This window comes from Tenebrionibacter intestinalis (assembly GCF_016632365.1).
GTDB classification, from domain to species: domain Bacteria; phylum Pseudomonadota; class Gammaproteobacteria; order Enterobacterales; family Enterobacteriaceae; genus Tenebrionibacter; species Tenebrionibacter intestinalis.
The window spans coordinates 1-978 of sequence record NZ_JAEPBH010000139.1 but is presented as its reverse complement, the minus strand read 5'-3'; the positions used below and the strand labels follow the sequence as shown (position 1 = coordinate 978).

Annotated in this window: 1 protein-coding gene; it reads right to left on the bottom strand. The window is 48.4% G+C overall.

Annotation, left to right across the window (positions count from 1 at the left end):
- Positions 1 to 339: 339 nt before the first annotated feature.
- Positions 340 to 978, bottom strand: a 639-nt coding sequence (locus tag JJB97_RS18115; RefSeq protein WP_238715467.1) for a glucose PTS transporter subunit EIIB, incomplete at its 5' end; no start/stop codon positions are given.

Sequence of the window (978 nt, the reverse complement as noted above, 5' to 3'; positions counted from 1 at the left end):
GCTGAGAGATCGGTTTATCCCCGCTCGCGCGGGGAACACCCTAACTGTAACATACTGAACTTAAAAAGTTTATTCACTCCTCAATAAGCTACCGTAAAAAACAGGACTATCGGTAAAATTTATTTATTTGATTTATAACTACTTTTTAAAAAACATCGGTCTGGCACCAACGCTTCACCAAATACAGTAAGGGTATACCTGCCCGATATCCGTAACCGTATAGCAATAAAAACTTCTATATCTCCTGTACGTTACAATAGGTTGTGCTGCTGCAAGCAGCGATTAACAGGCAATAAAAAAGAGAGCCGCAGCTCTCTTTTTTGTCTCCCCACAAATGGGTTAGCTATGACGAATATATTCGTCCATTTCTGTTTTCAGGTTGTCGGACTTGGTACCAAAAATGGCCTGAACGCCCGATCCCGCAACAACCACGCCGGCAGCGCCAAGTTTTTTCAGGCCCGCCTGATCCACCTTTGATACATCAGCAACGCTTACGCGCAGACGAGTGATACAGGCATCCAGGTTGGTAATATTCTCTTTACCGCCAAAAGCCGCGACCAGTGACGGCGCCATAGTACCAGATGCAGCAACGCCGGCATCTGCGGCTGCATCTTCACGGCCCGGCGTCTTCAGATCCAGCGCTTTAATCAGAACACGGAAAAGCGTGTAGTACAACGCCGCATAGCACAGGCCAACGATCGGGAATAACCACAGCTTACTACCGTTGCCGCTGAGTACCACAAAATCGATCAGGCCGTGCGAGAAACTGGTGCCATCACGCATCCCCAGAAGAATACAGATCGGGAAAGCCAGGCCCGCCAAAATAGCGTGGATAATATACAAAATCGGCGCAACGAACATGAAAGAGAACTCAATCGGTTCAGTAATGCCGGTCAGGAACGAAGTCAGCGCAGCGGAAACCATAATACCGCCCACTTTAGCGCTGAGGAATCCCCAGTAATGGGCGGGTGAAAAAAG